Source organism: Pseudomonas sp. W2I6 (assembly GCF_030815935.1).
Lineage (GTDB): Bacteria > Pseudomonadota > Gammaproteobacteria > Pseudomonadales > Pseudomonadaceae > Aquipseudomonas.
This window is the reverse complement of the sequence record NZ_JAUSXJ010000001.1, coordinates 5,293,448-5,312,438: the sequence shown is the minus strand read 5'-3', so window position 1 is coordinate 5,312,438 and position 18,991 is coordinate 5,293,448. Positions and strand designations below refer to the sequence as shown.

General features: G+C 54.7%; 24 protein-coding genes. All 24 read right to left on the bottom strand.

Features of this window, described 5'->3' with window-relative positions; all coding sequences use genetic code 11:
- Positions 1–10: 10 nt before the first annotated feature.
- The 24 genes from QF039_RS24530 to pilM all read right to left on the bottom strand — a co-directional run bounded on the left by QF039_RS24530 (position 11) and on the right by pilM (position 18,960).
- Positions 11–349: a TIGR03745 family integrating conjugative element membrane protein gene (locus tag QF039_RS24530; protein ID WP_008437401.1), complete on the bottom strand. Its 339-nt coding sequence runs from the start codon at positions 347–349 to the stop codon at positions 11–13.
- An 18-nt stretch (positions 350–367) separates the two neighbouring features.
- Positions 368–607 carry a TIGR03758 family integrating conjugative element protein gene (locus tag QF039_RS24525; protein WP_008437400.1) on the bottom strand — a complete coding sequence of 80 codons (240 nt, stop codon included), beginning with the start codon at positions 605–607 and terminating at the stop codon, positions 368–370.
- Positions 604–912 (bottom strand): RAQPRD family integrative conjugative element protein, encoded by a 309-nt coding sequence (locus QF039_RS24520; RefSeq protein WP_178110642.1) that lies wholly within the window; start codon positions 910–912, stop codon positions 604–606. The genes QF039_RS24525 and QF039_RS24520 overlap by 4 nt, the downstream gene beginning before the upstream one ends.
- 157 nt (positions 913–1,069) lie before the next feature.
- Positions 1,070–1,381 (bottom strand): hypothetical protein, encoded by a 312-nt coding sequence (locus tag QF039_RS24515; protein WP_008437393.1) that lies wholly within the window; start codon positions 1,379–1,381, stop codon positions 1,070–1,072.
- Between the two features lie 75 nt (positions 1,382–1,456).
- Positions 1,457–2,935, bottom strand: coding sequence for a UvrD-helicase domain-containing protein (locus tag QF039_RS24510; RefSeq protein ID WP_008437391.1), 1,479 nt, complete (start codon positions 2,933–2,935; stop codon positions 1,457–1,459).
- 9 nt (positions 2,936–2,944) lie between these two features.
- Positions 2,945–3,700, bottom strand: coding sequence for a TIGR03747 family integrating conjugative element membrane protein (locus QF039_RS24505; protein ID WP_008437388.1), 756 nt, complete (start codon positions 3,698–3,700; stop codon positions 2,945–2,947).
- A gap of 18 nt (positions 3,701–3,718) precedes the next feature.
- Positions 3,719–5,935, bottom strand: coding sequence for a type IV conjugative transfer system coupling protein TraD (gene traD, locus QF039_RS24500; RefSeq protein ID WP_024073353.1), 2,217 nt, complete (start codon positions 5,933–5,935; stop codon positions 3,719–3,721).
- Between the two features lie 3 nt (positions 5,936–5,938).
- Entirely contained in the window at positions 5,939–6,349 is a 411-nt protein-coding gene (locus QF039_RS24495; RefSeq protein ID WP_008437384.1) for a hypothetical protein, read from the bottom strand.
- The gene (locus tag QF039_RS24490; RefSeq protein WP_024073354.1) at positions 6,309–6,593 is read right to left on the bottom strand and encodes a hypothetical protein; all 285 of its coding nucleotides are present in this window, start codon (positions 6,591–6,593) and stop codon (positions 6,309–6,311) included. Before QF039_RS24490 ends, QF039_RS24495 begins: the two co-directional genes overlap by 41 nt.
- Positions 6,594–6,600: 7 nt before the next feature.
- Positions 6,601–7,104: an integrating conjugative element protein gene (locus tag QF039_RS24485; protein WP_008437383.1), complete on the bottom strand. Its 504-nt coding sequence runs from the start codon at positions 7,102–7,104 to the stop codon at positions 6,601–6,603.
- On the bottom strand, positions 7,101–7,658 hold the full coding sequence (locus QF039_RS24480; protein ID WP_008437382.1) for a lytic transglycosylase: 558 nt from the start codon (positions 7,656–7,658) through the stop codon (positions 7,101–7,103). Before QF039_RS24480 ends, QF039_RS24485 begins: the two co-directional genes overlap by 4 nt.
- A complete protein-coding gene (locus QF039_RS24475) occupies positions 7,643–8,437 on the bottom strand; it encodes a TIGR03759 family integrating conjugative element protein (RefSeq protein WP_124361236.1) in 795 nt (264 codons plus the stop codon). Before QF039_RS24475 ends, QF039_RS24480 begins: the two co-directional genes overlap by 16 nt.
- A 10-nt stretch (positions 8,438–8,447) precedes the next feature.
- Complete coding sequence (locus tag QF039_RS24470; protein WP_038448855.1) at positions 8,448–9,164, bottom strand: hypothetical protein; 717 nt, start codon at positions 9,162–9,164, stop codon at positions 8,448–8,450.
- 159 nt (positions 9,165–9,323) lie between these two features.
- Positions 9,324–11,564: a DEAD/DEAH box helicase gene (locus QF039_RS24465; protein WP_008437374.1), complete on the bottom strand. Its 2,241-nt coding sequence runs from the start codon at positions 11,562–11,564 to the stop codon at positions 9,324–9,326.
- A 104-nt stretch (positions 11,565–11,668) separates the two neighbouring features.
- Complete coding sequence (locus QF039_RS24460) at positions 11,669–13,126, bottom strand: DUF6094 domain-containing protein (protein ID WP_008437372.1); 1,458 nt, start codon at positions 13,124–13,126, stop codon at positions 11,669–11,671.
- A gap of 15 nt (positions 13,127–13,141) precedes the next feature.
- The gene (locus QF039_RS24455) at positions 13,142–13,747 is read right to left on the bottom strand and encodes a hypothetical protein (RefSeq protein ID WP_008437370.1); all 606 of its coding nucleotides are present in this window, start codon (positions 13,745–13,747) and stop codon (positions 13,142–13,144) included.
- A 72-nt stretch (positions 13,748–13,819) separates the two neighbouring features.
- Positions 13,820–14,101, bottom strand: coding sequence for a hypothetical protein (locus QF039_RS24450; RefSeq protein WP_008437369.1), 282 nt, complete (start codon positions 14,099–14,101; stop codon positions 13,820–13,822).
- An 84-nt stretch (positions 14,102–14,185) separates the two neighbouring features.
- A complete protein-coding gene (locus QF039_RS24445) occupies positions 14,186–14,791 on the bottom strand; it encodes a DUF3275 family protein (protein ID WP_008437368.1) in 606 nt (201 codons plus the stop codon).
- Between the two features lie 77 nt (positions 14,792–14,868).
- The gene (locus QF039_RS24440) at positions 14,869–15,204 is read right to left on the bottom strand and encodes a hypothetical protein (protein ID WP_082236564.1); all 336 of its coding nucleotides are present in this window, start codon (positions 15,202–15,204) and stop codon (positions 14,869–14,871) included.
- Between the two features lie 110 nt (positions 15,205–15,314).
- On the bottom strand, positions 15,315–15,632 hold the full coding sequence (locus QF039_RS24435; protein ID WP_008437367.1) for a hypothetical protein: 318 nt from the start codon (positions 15,630–15,632) through the stop codon (positions 15,315–15,317).
- 90 nt (positions 15,633–15,722) lie between these two features.
- On the bottom strand, positions 15,723–16,037 hold the full coding sequence (locus tag QF039_RS24430) for a hypothetical protein (RefSeq protein ID WP_008437366.1): 315 nt from the start codon (positions 16,035–16,037) through the stop codon (positions 15,723–15,725).
- A gap of 96 nt (positions 16,038–16,133) precedes the next feature.
- Positions 16,134–16,637: an STY4534 family ICE replication protein gene (locus QF039_RS24425; RefSeq protein WP_008437365.1), complete on the bottom strand. Its 504-nt coding sequence runs from the start codon at positions 16,635–16,637 to the stop codon at positions 16,134–16,136.
- A gap of 95 nt (positions 16,638–16,732) precedes the next feature.
- The gene (locus tag QF039_RS24420; RefSeq protein WP_008437363.1) at positions 16,733–16,984 is read right to left on the bottom strand and encodes a hypothetical protein; all 252 of its coding nucleotides are present in this window, start codon (positions 16,982–16,984) and stop codon (positions 16,733–16,735) included.
- Between the two features lie 1,535 nt (positions 16,985–18,519).
- A complete protein-coding gene (gene pilM, locus QF039_RS24415; protein ID WP_008437362.1) occupies positions 18,520–18,960 on the bottom strand; it encodes a type IV pilus biogenesis protein PilM in 441 nt (146 codons plus the stop codon).
- Positions 18,961–18,991: the final 31 nt, after the last annotated feature.

The following is an 18,991-nucleotide window of genomic DNA, read 5'->3' as shown; positions in this document are numbered from 1 at the left end:
CACGGCTCTTTTAAAGAATATTTGAAGCCTTGGTGACCAGAAAAATGGCGACACCGAGGATGGCGACGCCAACGGCGGCTGTCGCCCCCAGATCTCCCCATTTTTTCTTGCCAAGTTGAATTTCGTGGTAGGTGCCGAAGGCATGCCAAGCAACGCCACTGAAAATGACTGCGCAGATGATGAGGCCAAGCAAAGTAAAACCGTCAAAGGCGTAGTTCTGCATGGTTTGCATCAGGTTAGAGCCTTCCCCCCGGGTAGGAGGCTGAGACTGCGGAAGAGCCGCCATGGCCAGTTGGGGGAGAGCAAGCAACCCGATCAGCATGCGGCCCGGTTTTAAGAATGAAGTCATGGTGTATCTCCCATAGGGTCAACTAAGAACAAATGTGGTGAGGATCATGCAAAGCAGTAGGATGCGGACGAGCGAGGTCGAGGCAATCGTTCGATCAAGGTTGCCAGTGGCCCATCCTCGGTAGCAGCTCCAGATAGCCCAGGCGCCCCACATAAAGATGATGGCTACAGCGACGCCGACGAAAAACAGGTAGCTCGTCGAGGCAGGAAATCCTCCTGCCGCTTGAAACGCAGCAGCCTGAGCGCCGCTCATGCTCATGGCTTGCGTCCTTCGGTCGTGTATTGGCCTGACAGCTCAACAGGATCACGAGGCTGGGCTCGGGTTGGGGTTAGATAGCCCTCCAACCCATGACGAATTCGAGCGATATCACCTGCTAGACGCTGGTAATCGAAGAAGTAACGCTTGCCAGGTTCGTCGGCCACTTGAGCGCTACGACGTGCGGTGTCCTCTAAGGCATTCAACTGGCGGATCATCACGTCCAGGTTGGCCTGTTCGGAGGCTGAAGCAGCGGTCGCATGAGAGACAGGCAGGCCGCATCCAAAAAGTGCGATGAGGCCTGGCAAGGCAAGTCGGCAAGTGAGTGCAGTGAGACGCGGGTACTGGATCACGGCTGGGCTCTAGTCATTCCTGATGCCGTCAGCTTGCCGTGATCAAGCTATGGTCGCCGCAAGAAAACCATATTCAGGACTGTAAGGATTTCTTCTGACGGTACTGACACCATCAATCACAGTGGATAGGGCGTTTGAAGAACAGCAGATACCCGATGGGCAAGGCGAATCCGTAAGCCCAGCCTTGGGCGTTTTGATTGCCAACCTTGACTTCTCCTTTGACCACGGGCTGCACGCTGACCAGCTCCCAGCCTTCGCTGCCTAATTGAGCAAGGCGGTTTTGACGTTCAGAATCTTCCAGAAAACCCTGGGTGTCGGGTTCAGTGGTGGGCTCTTCGGACTTGAACATGAAGAGCTTTTTGGTTCTGACAACGTACTGAAAGGGAGAGAACTCAGTGTGGTATTCAAATTTCTGACGGCCCATGGCGACGTCCTCAATGTGCAGAGCTACCAGGGTTTCAATAATAAGCGCGTGCCAGCAATCTGAAATAGTTTGTTGCTAAGCGCGTGATTTCTGAGGTTGGAGTGCAGAGGTCCGAGCATCGACATAGCGCTGCATGATAGAAAGCACCATTGAGTTCAACGCTAGGATCTTCATCCCTCGCGTCACCGCCACGTACAGCAAATTCAACTCGTCATCTTTACGACCTTGATCGATATCGGGTGAAAGCGGATCAGCGCTAAAGTCGTCATACAGGCTGACAAAGTCCCACTCCAGCCCCTTGGCCTTGTGCCCAGTCGTGAGTGTCACGGTGGCGTCGAGCTCGTTATCTACAGAGCGGGAACGTAGGGTTTGGATCCGCTGGGGCAGGTCCGGATAGGCTGTAATGATCTTGATCGATCGCAACATCTCCGTATCCTGGCTTACCTCGGCTATTTCCACGTACTGTGAAAAGTCCCGGTAATCTCTCAACAGCCTGCGGTTCTGCACCTCATGGTTACGGTTGCGGCTGAATAGGTATAAATCTTCCAGATCGCGTAGCGAGTAGCTGTCGATACCGCCGACCCAGAAAATCTTGGGGTTGCTTGCGACCAGCTGCAGGGCGTTCTCGATGACGCCGGTCACGGTACGATGGATAAACGTGCGATGCGGTAGCTCTTCAGGCAGAGCCCGTTTAACCAGGGTATTGCAACCTAACCCCTGCAGCTTTCGTGTCTCACCCTTGTAAAAAAGAATGATGTTGGCCACATGCGCGACGGCAGGGCCGAAGCGAAAGCTTTGGGTCAGGTAGTGACGTTCGGCGTCGGCCATCCAGTCGCTGTTGAGCGCATCTTCTGCGCCGCGGAAGCGATAGATCTGCTGGTGGGGATCGCCGACTGCCACCTTGCGGACCCGTTGTATTTTTACTATGTCGGCAATAACTGGGTTCACGTCTTGACCTTCGTCGAGCAGAATGGCGTTAAATCGTTCGCTCAGGTCGGGCTTGCTTAGCTGATACAGCTTCAAGTAAGCGTCATGGGTGATCGACATTGCTGTGTCCTGCAGATCGATCATCCGGTTCCAGATGGTTTTAGCCACGTTTAAAGCATTGTTCAGGAAACGTTCCTGGGCACTTGTGAGCATTCGTTGCCCCTGGAATCTGGGAAAATGCACACGGCCCAACTCGTCATCGGCGCTGGCCATGAAGTTGTTAAGCGTGCTGAGGACATCCCGCACGAGCTCCCAGTCCTGGGTGTTGATGGCCCTTGCGATGTCCGTCAGGCGTAAGTTATTGGTCTGCTTGGTGGCGTACTGACTGCCATAGACTGCATATGCGAGGCCATGCGCCGTCTTACACACCACGTTTCTGCGTGGAAAGCGGCCCCTGGCAGCGAGCTCGACGGATTTGTTGTAGCAGAGGTAGAGCATTTTCACCGAGGCGTGTTGTGTGGCGTAGCCCACCAGTGTGGTGGTTTTGCCGGTACCGGCAAAAGCCTGAACCAGTAGCTTGTCAGCCGTGGAATGGATGATGGGCTGCTGTTCTTGTGTCCACTGCATGGGCAGCTCCTAAAGGTATTTTTTGAAGCTTGAAACGGTGATGTAAACGGACACACCCAACAGCACGGCGCAGGGCAACAGAATCAAAAGGGGGCTGATGCTGATGGGGATGGCCAGGTAGACCGTCCAGGGCACGATGGTCAGCGGAATGATCGTCCCCCGGGCTTTGTGATACAGGTAACTTGACTCGCGGCCGGAGCCGAATTTTCGTAGATCACGCCGCACCAGGCCATCGACCAAGCCAGTGAACGCCGCCAGTGCGAACAGCGGAATCGTCAACGTCAGAATGACCATTCGCACACAGAAGGTCAGGACTGTGTATAACGCGGCTAAGCCATAGTCCTGGAATTTGATCATCGCCCGACCGAGTTCGTAGCGAAGGTTCAAGGTTCCCGTTTGTTGTGGTGATGTTGAGCGAGCGTACTGTGTCAGTGCATTTATATTGTCCTGCATGCCGGTTTTCACCATCAGCCAGTCATAGACCGTTTGTGCCAGCCAGGTTGCCGTACGCCCCGGTTCTTTGATGACAACGCTGTGCAGCAGATCCTGGGACAGCCAGCCCAGTTCATGTTGGAACATCTGCTGAGCATGTTTCCAGCCGGCATCCGGCCAGAACGTGTACATGCAAAGCCATTCAACGACGATGGCGCCGAGCAAGGAGCCGAACATCACCCCCAAGAAATGAAAAGGGGTAGAGAACAGCATGCCCAGGAAGTTTTTTTGACCTTCCTGCTGTTGCTGGGCTTTTTCCGCGATATCGGCCATGGCTCTGTTCCTTCAAGCCTATGCGGCTTTTCCGTTATTGGCCATCTGGCGGAAGTCGTCTACCAAGTCATCAGGAAGCGACTCACTTAGTGCGTCATATCCCGGTGCTTGCCACCAGTCGCTGCTGGTTCCGGATCCTTTACGCATGCCCTCAACCAAGGCCTGAAGATCCTTGGGCATCACTTCATCGGGATCGCTTGCCGGCAACGGCATACGAATCTTCCACAAATTCCCGCCCTCTATCAGGGCAAAGCATTGCCCCTTGGGTAGGGCAACCACATGCGCCGGTTCGATCATCGGTACGCTGACACTTTGGATCTGATCGTGAGTGTTAGAGGTGAAAGCGGTGTTGCCGTTAATAGCGTCGTTTGCACTGCTTGCTGGTGTACTGGTAAACACCTGGACCTTTGGCAACTGGTTGGTCAGCAGCTCGGCGGTTGCAGTCTCACGTACACGTAACATGAACAGGTTGTTGAAGTTACCGATGACTTGGCCAGCTTTAGCCCGGTTACCGATTTTTGCCTCAATATCGCTCATGGTTTGGGTATAGGCCGTGACCTGCATGCCGGCACCACCGCCTTTGTTGATCATCGGTATGAATTCATCGCCCATCAGTTCGTTGAATTCGTCCGCATGTACGTTAATTGCTACCTTGCCGCCGGTGGCCCCGGGCAAGCCATCATCGATGCCAAACTTATAGATGTGACCCGCAACTGACACCAGGTCGCTGAACATCGAGTTGCCCACCGCTGCAGCTACCTCTGTATCAGATAAAGCGTCCAGGCCGACATAGACCACTGCCCGTTTGCGGATGATCTGCATCCAGTCAAAGATTGGTCGTGGGTCCTCAAGATCCATGTAGTCGGGAGATAGCAGCTCTGCAATCCGGCCTGTGGTCAGTTTTTCCAGCAATGGCAGAAGGCTGGCCACGATCTTGTCGAAATAGGTTTTGTCATAGCGTACGGCTGATCGCAGACCCTCCATCACTGGGTCGGAGATGCGTTGCTGAGTGAGGTACATGTCCAGGGCCACCACGCGTAGCGGTCGATCCTTCATGGCGAAACTGAGGTTCTTACGATCGATCTTTCCTTCCAGCTCAACGATGGTTTGCCAGGCTTTGGGATCATTTTCAGCAAAGTGCTTCTGCGCATACTCAATAAACAGCGCGTCAATGTTTGTCACATGCTTGAGGATCTGTTCATAGTCCGGCCGACGTCCCAGTGCCACGAGGGCGCGCGCGATGATGTTGACGAAACGCCAGGCGAATTCCCGGAATGCCGCGGAATTGCCTTCCCCCGAAAGTTGGCCGGCAATGCGGGTGGCAACCTCCGAGATCCGACCAAACCGGCCGACGGCGTTGTAGCGAGCGGAGTGATCGGGCCAGCCTAGGTGGAACACGTAGAATTCCTCCAGTCGGTTTGCGCGCTTGCATTCGATGTACATGCGCTTCAGGAGGTCTGCGTCGCCTTTAGGATCGAAGACAATCACCACTTCGCGGTCCAGGTCCATTTCTACATTGCGCTGGCTTCGATGAACGGGTTGCACGCGGCGCCCCATATGAACGCGGCGCCGGGGGCTACGGCGGGTACGCCTGATGTCTTGGGTGATAAACAACTCTGCCAAGCGGGTTTTTCCAACACGAGTAGTCCCCAATACAAGGGAGTGTCCAACCCGCTCACCCAGTGGCAGGCTGACATCCGCTTCGTTCGGCTCTATACCGTGTAAGCGCGGTAGCCCCCCGACTGGAGGAAGTGGACGCGCCGGGTTAAATGGCACATCCCACGAGGTAGCCTTTGACAGCAATTTGAGTGGAAAGGGTGCGAACTCCAGACGCTCCTCAATTCTGCGAGCAAAGGTATAGATAGACGTGGGCTCGACATACTCGGCGTACTTTGGGAGGTAAGTCTCCATCAACCGCTGAGTATGTTTTTGGGTCCAGCGAAAGCCTTTACCGATGAATAGCCGCTCATTGCTGACCGGCATGTCTTTGCTGGTCATGGTGTAGTGGGGTAGGCGCCGAATATTGCGCCGGTAACGCAGCACTACCAACGCTTGTTTGAGGCGGACGAACCCTAGACCCAGAAAGCCTGTACCGGCAACCATGCCGAATAAAGGCGTCAGAGCAACCGCCCAGGGCGCGAAAATACAGAGCAACGCCGCAGCGGCACATACGCAAACTGTGTACAGCTCAACAGCAGGGCGTAGTAACGACTCAATGGTGTAGGAGGTGGTCATGGATCACTTCCTATGAGTGAAAGGGGACAATGGCCCCACTGTTTCGAAATGGAAAACGACTGGCTTGCCTGTCTCAGCGATCAGCCCATAGGACTTGGCCAGGCGGTATATGGGGTGGTAGCTGTTAAGGGAGTTGACGTGTCCAGCAATGCGCTCTCGCCAGACTTCTAGTGGCATCGCTGCCTTGCTCAAATTACACGGCACGCACGCGGGCATCATGTTGCTGATGGCGTGGTTCTCTGGCCGCCCCAAAATGATGGCACCGGAGTACTTGCCGTCCACCCTCTCTGGTTCTCGCCATACTGCTTCCATGTGGTCCGCATGCCACCGGTCACCCAACAGCACACCGCAGTATGCGCAATGGCCCGCGAATTTAGCGTGAAGCTCGCAGCGTTGCTTCTTGGTCAGCTTCATGGGGCCGGGATCCTCCTTTCATGCGTGATGATGAATTGGCCAACTCTTGCCTCGCTTGCTCAACTGCCTCGGGCAGTCGTTCTTTTAGCCGCTGACATAGCTCCACCTCGTCACCAGGTACGCGGGCGATGACGGTGCCGCCATAGAGCTTGGCGACATAGGTGACCTGTTCAAAAAGCAGTTGGCCTGCTCGTGGGTCATCTGGTTGCTTGATGACCAAGGTGATGTGCGTAAGAGAGGCCATACCCTGGTTACTGCTGGATCGTTGTGGCAGTGATCAACAGCGGGTAATGCTGGACTCCCAAGCGCTGTGCCAGATCATTTGATGGAGCCGGGACCAACTGTAGATTTCCTGCCCATCGTTGGATTTCGGCAAACCGCTCGGCGCTGGCCACGTTAACCACAAGGCCCACTGCCTGCAGTTGCTGTAACTGATCGCGGCGCTGTGATAACCACTTTCTGGAGCTTTCATCGTCGCCTACAAGAAACAATGGTTGCAGGCCAGGTGCATTGATTACCCGGCCCTGTACCTGCCCGGGTGTCAGTTGGTCAGAGCGCACTGGAAACGAGCCTTGCCCACGCACACCAATATTCTCTGACTGTGCTGACTGCTCAGTAGGTTCTGGAGCCAAGTACTGGTAGTAGGGCAGAGCGGAAACACCCCCTCGGTCTTCAACAACAATCAGCGAGGTGGCATGCACTGCCATGGGGGAGGCCAAAGACAGCAAAACAGGCAGATGCAGCAATCTATTCATGGATTATTCGCCATCAGGTTGATACCGGTGACCCGGCTGAGGTGTTTGGCAAAAGCTCGTCGGTATCGGGCAGCGGGTTCGCCTCCGGCAGGGCGGTGGTACCGACCAGCAGCGGTGATCCAGTCGCCTCCTTTGGCTTTTTGCTCAGCCAGGATCTGGGCCGTAACCGAGAGGTTTTTGTACGGATCCAGCCCTTCGCAGGGATAGCTATAACGGTGGCCGTTGGCACCGATGTTGGTTTGTCCAAGCCCGACGTCGACTCTATTTGGGCCTGCGGTCTGAAGGGCGATCATCAACGCTCTGCAAGCATCGCTGCGTGTCGCAAAGCGATATCCGGCGCCGGCGACATTCAACGTCCAGGGCCAGGGGACGATCTGGCCGCGAAGTCGGGTGCCACTCTCTTGCAGTGCAACGGAGTACAGCACCTCGGACGGAACGCCGGCAGGCAGGGCAATCAACTGATAGGCCGGTGGCGGAACCTCGGCACCGTTAGCAAATGCCGCGGTGAGCAGTAGCCCCCCCGTTAAAGCCGCGCGAATTACAGACGCTGCCATTGTCCATTCACCTCGCGTACCACGGCCGGCAGCTCACCGCCGAGTCCAAGGCCAAGCCATCGACCGGCATCGTGATTCAATGTGATCTGTCGGCTTCTCACGCTGGCCGGTTCGACTCCAGCCAAGATGGCCCAGCGGCGAATTATTTCGTCATCACCTTGACTACCAACGAAGTACAGATCAAAGGACTGTTTCTGGTTTTGTAAGTCTTTGACGCGGTCAATACATGCGTTGCAACTGTCTTGAACAAAAACGGCTAGTCGTCCAGTGCCTTTCACAGCAGTTACCGCTCCCGAGCCTGGAGCAGATGCAGGGTTGGACGATAGTTGGATGACTTTTTCATTGGGGTAAAGACGTGCGAAGGCTTGGTCATAGGCCCTTTGGTACGCCAGTTCCTTATCGATACGCTGTCGCTCGGCTCGCACCTGCAGCTCTGCATAGCGTCGGCGCTCCTCCTCCGACTTCGCTTCGATGCCAAGTGCTGTCAGAGGATCCAGGCCTGGCGAATAGATTCCGCGAGGACCCTCCATCACAGTTTGAAAGCGGGACCATTCTTGGGGGGTTAATCCCCACTCGCGGGCGAGTTCTGTCTGACTGGCTCCTTGAGAAGAGTTGTGAACTTCACTGTTCTGAGTGTTCGAGATCGACGTTGATTGCCCCGAAGCCGCATGACAGACATATGCAAACGCGAAGGTGGCCAAGCCTGCAATGAAACCCAAAACGTAAAGAGCAATGTTCCTGGGCTTCTTTGTTTTCGAGGAAGTGGTAGGGGAGTGCATAAAGGAGGTCCTATTGCGCGACGGTTACGGTTTGAGGTGTTCCGGCCACGTCAAAGCGTGCGGATCTTCCGTCCAGCGCGTTGAGGCGCCAGGCGGTGCCCGCCACAGCGTCACCAGGTCGGATAAGGTAAATTTGATTCAACTGCGTGCTGCCAGGCGGTGCTACGGACAAAAAGCGTTCACCGCCGCGATACTCGATACCGACAACGGTAAAAGGGGGTGTTTGCGGTGTGACAGTGGTGGTAGCGGGCGGTGTTGGCCGCTTTGGTTGGCGGGCAACGGGCTTAGGCTTGGGCTTGAGGGGAACAGCAGTGGTTTGTTTGATGCGTGACTGACTGAGTTCTTGAAGACGGCTATCGAGTGTTTCGACGCTGGCTTTGAGGACTACCAATTCACCAGCAGACGCAGCATTTTGAGAGATTTCTTGCGCAGACTCCGTCGCTTGCTTTGCATACGCTTGTGCGGCATCAATTCGATTCGATAAAGCCTGCTGCCCGGCTCGGAAGTCCTCATTGGTCACCAGGTGGTTGCCGGCTACCGTGTCCAGTCGCTCATCGACTTTGCCCAGCCGCGTCAACAACGCATCGAGCGACTCTTTGTCTGCAGTCGCAGCCAAGCTGTTGCTGAGTTGGGAGAGTTGATGATGCTCATAACCCAGAATGCCTGCCAATAATGCAAGGCACAGACTGAGTATCGCTGTGGTTCGAGTAGGGCGTGGTAGGTTCATGGGCGTCCTCGCGAAAAAGCGAATACACCCTCTCAAACCGGTCTCTTAGGTGCATCAGGAAATAGGTTTTCCAGGACGCATGGTTTTTGAAGTGTCGAGTTGGCCGCTGGTAAATTGGGATCGTTATAAAAAAATGGCCACCCGAAGGTGGCCGTCAAACTATGAAGCAATGAGCTGCCTTGCAAGTGTCATTTCAACTGAATCACCATCTTGGTTCAGCGAGTCGAGACCAGAATCTGGCACATCTCCCGACGTGCTTTGAGCCACGGCGATTTTCTTGGCCATCAACTGCAGGCAAGTAATCTGAGAGCTGCCGGCATAGCCAAAAAAAACCACCCGCACCGGCTGCTTTTGCCCAATCCGCCATGACCGTCGAGCTGCCTGTTGCAAGGTGTACACGTTGTACCCCGTCTGCAGGAACGCAATGGTCGGAAAATCGAGCAAATCCAACCCGGTCTTGACCAGCTCCGGGTTAGTGATCAGTACGTCGACACCTCTGTCTACCTGGTCGAGGATCCAATCCTCGCGCCTGGCGGTATCCACTGACGCCCTCAGGACCGCTACTTTTAAACCAGATTGCTCCAGCAGTCGTTTCAGGCGAGAGGTGGTGTCTCGCGTGCCGCTGTACACGGTATAGGCCAGAACCTTCCGGCCTTTGGCTTTTTCCGTGAGGCAGAGGTCGAGCAGTGCTTTCTCCTTCGGCATTATTTGCTCATCTGCAAAGATCGAGGGGACGAACGCCAAGGTATCTTTGCTACGAGGGTGCTTAACGATCTCCGGTCGAAAGCAGCAGTCAGGCCAAGCCAGCAGCACGTTGAGTACTACCCCTAGCAAGGTAGTGTCTCGACGGGCCAATGCTTGGCGAAGTTCCTGCGTCAGTTTTCCTGCCAATTGCTGATAGGCCGACGCTTGTTCTGCAGACATGCTGATATCGACAAATTCCTCCTGGTACGCCGGCAACACGTTGCCACCGATATCTTTAAGTTTCAGAAACACGGTGAACGGCAACACAAAACGGTGAATGCCTTTAGGGCCGAAGCCTGGGGCTTTCACCGTTCGCACCGAGAGTTTTTTTCCCTTGGCTGTTTTGTGTGACACGTTGTCCCGCTCGGTGTAAATGTCCTTCAATACGCCGTGGTCGCGCATGAATGACATCGCGGCCGGAGCCATACTTCCGCGCGCGTTTGGTTTGTAACCGTCCTCGATCATTCGCCGGGTAAGTATTCGGAACAGGAGGTAGAACAGATCATCGGCATAGCCACCCATGAGGGTGCCTGTCAGCAGCACGGTTTTCCGTGCTTTCGCTGCCAATACACCCATGGCTTGACCCTGGGCCGAGCCACTGTTTTTGTATTCATGTCCTTCATCCACCACCAGCAGGTCGAAATATCCGTCTGGTAGGTAGCGTTTGATGAACTCGGTGGGTTGGAAACCGCCCTCGCCAAAGCCAAACTCAATGTTGGCCATGGCGCGCTCCATGCGTTTGGCTTGGCGGTCGCTGAAGATGAAATTGCCCTGAGCGTCCATCAGGTTGATGAATTCGCTGACGTTGTCGATCAGCATCGAAGCGAGGAAGTCCTCCCCGAAGTCATTCAGCAATCTGTCCGCACGTACTGGACCGATAGTCGGAATCCGACACATCGATTTTAGTATGGTCGCACGACGAGTTCCGTTGTCGGCTTTGCCCGGGCGCATCAGCGTCCAGAGTTGTCCTTGGCAATAAGGGCAGCTGCGACGGCGTTCCTCTCGGTGAAACTCTTCGACAGTCACACGGTTGCCTTCTAAGTCCAACAGAAGGCGTCCGCAGTCGGGGCATCCTGCGAAGTTGTATCCGCCGCTGGCGCGACGTGGCCAACATACCGTACGCCAGTGATACCCCATGCGCATTCGCACGCGTCCGAGAATGAAGAACTCTTTACGGCCATCGTAAGGATCCCCCAGTTGGTCACGTAGCTTGATCAGCTTAACCAGCGTATCGGGTCCATTGAGAACCCACACGCGTGCGTCTGGGATGGTTTCGAGTATCTCCCGTCGCCATTTGTAGACCAGGTGTGGAGGCGAAACCACCAAAGTGCGGCGGTAGCCCGCACTGTGCATGACAGCGGCTACAGCGATGGCCATCATGGTTTTCCCAGTGCCCATTTCTGCATTGATAACGGCTGCCTGCTCGTTGCGGTCTAGCAATAAAGCTGCAACGGCCTGCACTACATCAGCTTGAGCAGGGAACGGCTGGCGTTTGAGTTCGCTCATAACCCGTTGATAGGCTTCGTTGATGCTGCCGGAATAAACCGGTGGGTTAGAGCGATTGAGGGAGTCCAATAATTCATCACCGAATTCGTCGATGAACTCAGTCAGGCCGATGGCCAAGGGCGATACAGAGACTTGGGATAGGTCGTTCATGAGTGTTTCTCCAATAGGAACGAAACAGGGCATGCACGACACCCCGACGGGTATGGTGAATACCCTGCGGGTTGGTTAACGGATGGCCAGGTTGGCGTGGTGGGTCAGTAGTCCGATGGCAGCAACACGGTTGTTGCACTGCGGTCAGCTTCGGTGATGATCCAGAGCCGGGTCTCATCGCCGGCGCATATGTCATAACAGGAGAACAATCGATCCCCGTAGGTCAAAGCCCGTTGGTTACTGCTCCAGTCTTCTTTGGGCAGTTCCCCCCAGTCACCGGAGAAATGCCGTCGCAAGTAAGTGCTTGGATCGAGATGTCCACGCTCAATCAGGTGGTGCACTGACTGGGTCAGCACTAAGCGGCCAGGTTCAAATGTCACTCGTGGTGGTGGGGTCAGTGTTGGCTGTGTCACCACCTCATCAGCCTCATGCGGCGTATCCGCCGATGAACTGATGGTGATCACGCGGCCTTGGTTGGCAGAGCCTGGCGTCATGTCCCATGCCCGAATGATGGGCACGAAACGATCAGTCAGGATCCTTACCTCGGACACGTTGCCGTCCTGGTCTTCGGTGAACTCGGTCTTGCGGACCTTATCTTTGTAGGTATCGCCTTTGAGTACCAATACTCGGCCGGTTTTGGATTTCACTACGCCGGAAATCGCACCGGCAGCCAATGCCAACGCCAAGTGCCAGCGCGACAGCTCCCTCACGGGAGGTCGTGGCTGAGCGCCGCTTTGACCAAAGTGCAGTGTGAAGTCAGGCCACATGCCACGAAGTCTTTTGATTTCTTCGCTGAGCTGTTCAGGTTCAAGGCTGATACGGTAGAAGTGTTCCAGCTCGTTGGATGCCGAGAGAACCCTGTAGGGCTCCCATGGCCAACTGGTTGGTAACGCTTCCGCGCTCAATGTGCCGGTACCGATCGCCTGAAGGCGTGCGCGTACGTTTTTGACTTCTTGCGGTCGAGCGAGGTCCTGCCGGCGGATTCGTATACCGAAGATCACTACCTGTTTAAAGGTTGGATCAGCGGCTTTGTAGATCCGCAGTTCAGTAAAGTGATTGCATAGCCAACCACACAGCTCATCGTCCAGCACGTAGTGCGGAACAATCAGCACCAAGACTCCCCCGTACTGCAGCAGTGGTAGCGTCCGTTGATAGAACATCTTCTCCAGGCGCCGACGGCCGTTACCTTGGTACTGAGATGCACCTGCATGGTCAGCGACCAGGTTACCGTAGGGCGGGTTGAGCCAGAGCAAGCCGAAGGCCTGGCGGCTGATCATGGTGTCCATCAAGTCGCTGTGCAGCACGCAATCCAGCAGTGTCTTGCTGTGTTTGGCACGCTCCTGGTCATACTCGACTGCGTAGGTCTCAACGCGGTCACGCCCGAGTGCATGAGCAGCTTCAGCTAAGGCAACGCCTTCGCCTGCACAGGGATCGAAGATCCGCATCTTCCCGCTTGGGGATGGTGCCAACGCTTGTAGGGTGAGTTCCAGCGTCGTTTCGTCAGTGGGGTAGTAGCCATTGCGAGCGAAGTTGCGCGCCAATCGTGGGAACATCAAAGCCATGGTGAGGCTCCTGGATCAATGCTCAAACTGAGCGTGGGTTGAGAGCTGCCCCTGGCGAATGAGCTCGCCTAGGGCTGTTTCGAGAACGTCGAGTTGCAACGACAAACGCCATGCCGCAACAGCACCGGACGTTCCAGGTAACAGCTGCAGCATGTCGTGTTGGGTGAGCAACCCCATTACCTGCTCCTGCCAATGAGGCAGTAGCGGTAATGGACAGGTGTCCTGTATCAAAGGCCAAAGCCGTTGATGAGGTGACTGCCCGTTCTCAAGAAGGGCGTAGGCGAAGTGGTTGGCCCGATCCGGCTGTACGCAGCGTCGGTCAAACAACCAGAGGTGAATCAAGCTGCCGAATAACGTACCGCGCATTTGTCGCGTGGTGCGCTTCTCCAACAGATCGATGTTGGGGAAAACAGGAAGACTTCGGCCATCTACAACGATGTGAAACCGGCTTAGACCATCTTCTGTCGTGCCGAGGGTCAGCCTGGCCAGGAACTCCTGCAGCGCCGTGTCTCGACCCCATGCAGAAAGGAACACCAGGTTGCGTTGTTCGTCACACGCGCAAGCGTCGACGAAAAGATCATTGCACTCCTCGATTGGGAAGAGCGGGGTAGGGCTGGGCATGGGAACCTCCATAATGGAGGGGGAACCCGCCCGGAGGGGCGGTGAGCCCCTCGGGGGTGTTAGCAGTAAGTGTTATTGCTTGGGAAACAGCAGGTTGTCCGATTTGAACGTTTTATCGTTCGGGTCAAACGAGACCGTCTCGTCTTGAAATAGAGGGCTGTGCCCAGTGAGAAAAATTTGCCCCAGGTATTTGGGGCGAAGGGCAACGGCGGCATCGGCTTGTTCTGCCGTCATTTCGAGCTCCTCTACCAAGAAGTCCCAAAGCTCCTCATTCGTCGACACCTCGTTATTGGCGAGCTGATCTTCGATGTTTTCGAGGATTTCTTGGGTCAGGTTATTGAAGATTGGATTCATGTGCTGCTCCTGCTAAGTCGAGGAGCGCCCAGGAGGGAGCCCCTCATGGGTTGTGCCGATTGGCTTGGCGTATCGCGGGCTTCGTCAGGTATTGGAGATATTCCATACCTGCAGTTTGAAGTTGTGTACATAGCCGAGCTCAGAGAGCCGACTGCACTGTTGGCGTAGTTGCTGACGATCAACAGTTGTGTCCAGCCTGACTGTATCGCTTAGAGGCCAGATTGTGCCGAACAACTCAGCATCTGCCTCGAGGTCGTTGGTTCCGCCGGTCGGGGTCATCCCAAACGGGGCATCCTCTTTTGATACCTGTTTATTAGAGGCCGGTACTGCGGGTGGATTATTCCGCTGCACTGGCTTGGAGAGGTTGGAGGAAGACTCTTCATCCATAGGGTCAGGCTCGTTTGGCGAGAGCCTGGCGGCGTCTTCCGGTGTCAGATTGTCCACGTCGTCGAGGCTCATGCTTTCCAGCTTTGCACGGATCTCAACGACCAGGCGACCTGCTGTGGAGTAATACGAAGGACGGATCTCCGTTATCAGAAAGTCGCCTCGGTATTTTCCTTCATCGTACTGATCAAGGAGTGCGTCTTTGATCACGAACTCACCGATAGAGGTCGAGAGCCGTCCGACGTTGAATTCGCCATTGCGGCCACTGATGGTACGGATGGCCAGTTGGCCGGGGATGTTGATCATGGGCAGCTCCACACTGCTACGAATGAAAAAAGCCCGACAGATGTCGGGCTTTGGGTAGTGCTGTGAATGTCGAAGGATTATGGGCAAGAAGTATGAGTTTCTTCCTTGAGTGAGATGTACAGATAGAAAACGCCTGGCGGTGATTCTATGCGGTCAAGTTTTAGGTCCAGCCAGACTCGATCGGTGTTATTGCCGGCAGGCAATAAACGATAGAGGCCGAAATGGATCTGTGTGCTGTCAGGTTGCAAATGCAGTTCTCGATAGGCCTCCAGGACAACATCGCCCAGTCGCTCACTGACAACACTTGCATCCTGTGGGTTTTCAATATGCACCGCTTCCTGCCAGGCCCGGGGTGTTAAAACGACCGGGAGTTTGAGCAGGTCAGACGATACGAGGTTAGTGGTGGTTTGCATGTTTATCTCCAGGTGCGAAAACCACCTGGCCCGGTCGGGAGATGGTTTCCCGATGGGTCTTTATGCTGATTTGGAATCAGCGTGAGAGTCAGCCTATGCTACGTGGCGAGTTAGTAGTATTCGGGGTGGATAAGCTTATCTTCCAACTCCCAGCGAGCCCTTCGATATTCCTTGAGAAGTCCGTACTCCGACAACAGTGGGCTGTTTTCGGGATTGAATTCATCTCGATGGTCCATCTTTGCCAATGTGATAACCCCATCCAGAACTTCTAACCAAAGATCAGAAGTACGGGTGTAGCGCGGGTCATCATCGGGATCGAGTGCCGGGTTGCTCGGAAGTATTTTATCCAGCTCGCTGTAAACACTAGCTTGTGCTGCTAAAAGACCGATCTCGGTCAGCAGCGGCAGTCGTTGTGGGTTCATCATCATGGCTCATCTCCATTGCTCGGAAATCACCAATCCCGAAGGGTGGCGTTCCCTTCGATATGTAAATTGAAGTCACCCAGAGGGCGCTTGACTTCATGCAGCGTCACTTTCAGGTTGCGGATCTAAACGATCGCGGGCCTGCCAATACTCTTGGAGAAGTCCGAACGCCGATAAGGTCGGGCTGATGTCTGGGTTGAAATCATCTTTGTGGTCCATTTCGGCCAACTTAATAACCCCATCCAGAGCATCGAACCATAGGTCCGATGAGAGGAAGTAGTGCGGGTCATCATGAGGGTCAATTGCCACATTAATTGGACGTTGTTTGTCTAAGGCACTGTGAACACGAGCCTGAGCCGCTATTAGACCGATCTCAATCACCAGCGGCAGTCGTTGAGGGTTTATGATCATGGCGAATCTCCAGTCTTCGGAAACTACCAATCCCGAAGGGAGGCGTTCCCTTCGATACGAATATTGAAAGGCGCCCAGGGGGCGCCATGATTTCAATCATGCAGATTGACGTTGTTCAGGTTCAGGTTGTCCTTGGGCGTCATCCGAATCATCTCCAGCAGCACCATCCTGGGCAGGAAGGGGCTCAGCAGAGTCTTTCGGTTTGGCTTCATAGACAGTTACCCCATCCACCTTGATCCAGCCGATAAACAACAGGCGGCCCTTGAGGCTTGCTCCAGGTTGACCTTTTTTATCGCCTTTTTCGTAGGTAAATGCGTCGGTCCAGATATCACCGATTCGGAAGCTCACAAGGACCTTCTTTCCGGCTTCAACGGCTGCTTGGCTGCGACGAATCAGCTTTTCAGCTTCAGCGCCGACCACGTTGCAGTCGATATAGGAATACTCGGCATCATCCATCGAGCCGCGTAGTGCCGCAACGGTAACTGCCATGAATGGCTTACCTTTGCCGCGAGGTTTCACTTCACGGATACGGTTGAGATAACCGATACCAGTGGTGTGAAGGTCGAAGAATTTTGCTTCGTTGGATTGATTAGTGCTCATGGTGATTCTCCAGTTTCGAAATAACAGAAAGCGGAGAAACACTTCGCCCTGGGGGGAAAGTATTCCCCGCGAGGGTGGGTGGAGCTTAAGGTTGTTTAATGCATCAGCTTCATTGCAGCAATCATTACACCGACAGCTGCAGACAACATGACGCCCATGCGAATGGTGAGCTTGACTTCAAGCTGTGAAATCTCAGATTTGAACTCTGCAGCAAGAGCAGTTAAATCTGCCTTGGTAGCCAAACGTGAAAGCATGTCGGTCTCCAAAGCTTCAATAACAGCATTTGCCTTCTGTTCCGGGACGTTAATCGAAATCAACGCCTGGTAGAGAGCCAGTTCAGTTTTCATCAGACCTCCAAAAGTGAGAGGCCTGCCCTGACGGGGTAGGCCCGTCATGGGTGGGAAAGGTGCTTCCATCGACTAAGTCGACTGATCGCGCTACCGGAAGCTATGGCGATCTTGGGAGTGGATCAATGCGGAAAACCGCATCGTAGTCTTGCGGATCCAGACTACTTGGGCATGTTGCTGACGACGTCAGCGATACATGTGCAGATCATGGAAATACGATTGTCGCTTGTCAAGCCCCTACCGTGAAATCTCTGAGGAAACCTTCCCTTTGGGAAGGCTCCCTACAGAGGCGAAGGACGCAGACTTAGCAAGTTGCTGGCACCAACGAGCGTGCAGCTGGCTTCTTACGCGGTTTCCGAGCGGGCTTTTCGACCACTCGAGTGTTAGCCGCGTACCAAAGGTTCAGGTCGACACCTTTACGAGTTATTGCCGGTACATGATCCATCTCACGTACGAGACGCTCAGGTACGCAGGGCGGTGGAAGCAACGGAGCTGCTTTGGTATGGATAGCTGTGGGCGCAGCGCTGGTTTTCTTTACCGCACGCAGAAACTGTCGCGTGATGGTGCCAAGCGCGAAACCGAAGCCATAAGCAAGTTTGGACATGGTGATTCTCCTGCAGGTTGAATGCGGAGAACCCACTGACCCCGTTGGGGAAGTGATTCCCCGCGAGGTGAGTTGCATAAGGTGCTTCCATCGACGATTGTCGACCGACCGCGCTACCAGAAGCTCAGCGGTCTTGGGCGGATCTGACACGAACATCGTGTCGCAGTCTTCAAGATCCTGACTGCCTGGGCATGATGCTGACGACGTCAGCAAAGCACGTCCATATCATCGAAGGGGGGATGGTGATGTGTCAAGCGGAGAGGGATATTTCGCGGAGGGCAAAGAAGGTTCAGGTCGACAGGAGAAGCTACCGAGAGTAGCTGGGTCAACAGTCACTCTCGGATGTAGTAAGTAGCGTCTTTCAGAAAAAAATACCACCTGTGCGGGATGAAGGCGTTGTTGATCCCTGGGCTGTGATCTGAACGTCTTACTTCCAACACCTGGCCGATTATCGTGGCTGAGGCCAGCTAGCATAAGGCACGCATCCGCGCACAAAGGGAGCCCTGCGTTTCGCCGGCGGGCCACCGGCAAGGAAAAGCAGCTACCAATAGGTAGCCTGATCATCCTTTGCAAGATGATCAGGCTACCTATTGTGTGAGCTTTAAAAAGTGTGGGCCACAACACCAGTGTGGCCCTTAGACTACGGTGCTTCGAACCTCAACAGAGCCCTATGTGCCTTTGAACTCGCAATTCACGAGTTAGACGGCTGCGTGTCTGGCTTGAACAGGGAGACACAGGGAGAGCTCTGAACCAGGTCCGCACGCCCTTCCCGGAGCTATGCGTGCTTTGGGGTTGGTGATGAGGCAAGCCGCATCACCGGGCGCTACTGATGACCGCCAGTAGCCAACGGGGTGGAAACGTTGTTGTGATCATTATGTTGATAGGCCGGAGCTTATGCAACCCGGCGCCTTTCAAAGTCGGTCGACTCAGACTAATTGACGGCGACGACCGCACCTTCGGGAACAGGGGACGGAATTGCTATACCGGTCGCCCCAGTTATCTGTGAAATCAGCATTCCTGAACGCTTAAAACCAACGGTCGTTGTCTTTGTCAGGTCTACCAGCACAGAAGGCAAGCCTGACGGTGCAACCCCATCAAAATAAGTATAGGCCGTTCCTGATGAGATGTAAGAACCTACGCCCACAGGTTTCACAAACCACCCAGGTAGGTTGAGCGCAGAATCGCTCGGTACCCCGCTGAAGCCCGGGTTGGCCTGGGCATATTCGGTAGCGGCAGATCGGTACACCAGAAAGCCGCGACCCAGCGAGTCGAGGGTAGCGTAGTCGGATGTACGTTGGTCCTGATGTTGGTTCTCCATGAAAATGCTGGAGGCAATGAGCACAATCATCAAAACGAGCCATTGCATTGTCATGATATGAGCTCCATCCACAGAACGGTGGTTG